The following is a 951-nucleotide window of genomic DNA, read 5'->3' on the forward strand; positions in this document are numbered from 1 at the left end:
CTTCTGGACGATGTCGACCAGATCCTCGGCACCAACGATGTCGGCGCCGGCGGCGCGCGCTTCGTCGGCCTTGTCGCCACGGGCGAACACGGCGACACGTACCGAGCGGCCGGTGCCGTTCGGCAGGTTGACCACGCCGCGGACCATCTGGTCGGCATGGCGCGGGTCGACGCCGAGGTTCATGGCGACTTCGATGGTCTCATCGAACTTCACCGAGGAACGGTCCTTGAGCAGCTTCAGCGCATCACCCAGGGCATAAGCCTTGTTGGGATCGATGCCTTCGCGGGTCTTCGATACACGCTTTGCAATCTTTGCCATGATCTTAGCCCACCACTTCCAGACCCATCGAGCGGGCGGAGCCCTCGACCATGCGCATGGCCGCTTCGACGTCGTTTGCGTTCAGGTCTTTCATCTTCGCGGTGGCAATCTCGCGGACCTTGTCACGCGAAACCGTACCGGCCTTGACCTTGCCCGGCTCCTTGGAACCAGAGGTCAGGTTCGCCGCCTTCTTCAGGAAGTAGCTCACCGGCGCCGTCTTCATGACGAAGGTGAAGGACTTGTCCTGATAGTAGGTGATGACAACCGGAACCGGCGATCCCTTTTCCATTTCCTGGGTCTGCGCGTTGAACGCCTTGCAGAACTCCATGATGTTGATGCCACGCTGACCAAGCGCCGGGCCGATCGGGGGAGACGGCGTAGCCGATCCCGCTTTCACCTGGAGCTTGAGCTGGCCTGCAATTTTCTTAGCCATCTCTTTTCCTGCCTTTGTCTATGCCGGTCATGCCGGCGGTTGCAGTCTGGTGGTGCGATCCATGCGGCCGGCTAAAGCCGCATTCGTCTCCCACCGTTCTCAGGCCGCGCTTCCGCGCCGCCTCCCCTGACCGCCAAACCGGCTTCAGGGATTTCGGATCAGCCCTTTTCGACCTGCCCGAATTCCAGATCGACAGGCAC

1 protein-coding gene and 1 pseudogene are annotated in these 951 nt (G+C 61.4%); both read right to left on the reverse strand.

The window, feature by feature from the left end:
- Nucleotides 1–318: pseudogene (locus EN884_RS37075) on the reverse strand (50S ribosomal protein L1); the annotation flags it as partial.
- 4 nt (nucleotides 319–322) lie between these two features.
- Nucleotides 323–751: a 50S ribosomal protein L11 gene (rplK, locus tag EN884_RS37080; RefSeq protein ID WP_013531410.1), complete on the reverse strand. Its 429-nt coding sequence runs from the start codon at nucleotides 749–751 to the stop codon at nucleotides 323–325.
- Nucleotides 752–951 lie beyond the last annotated feature (200 nt).

The sequence above is a fragment of the Mesorhizobium sp. M7A.F.Ca.AU.001.01.1.1 genome (assembly GCF_004022735.1).
In the GTDB taxonomy this organism is placed as follows: domain Bacteria; phylum Pseudomonadota; class Alphaproteobacteria; order Rhizobiales; family Rhizobiaceae; genus Mesorhizobium; species Mesorhizobium ciceri.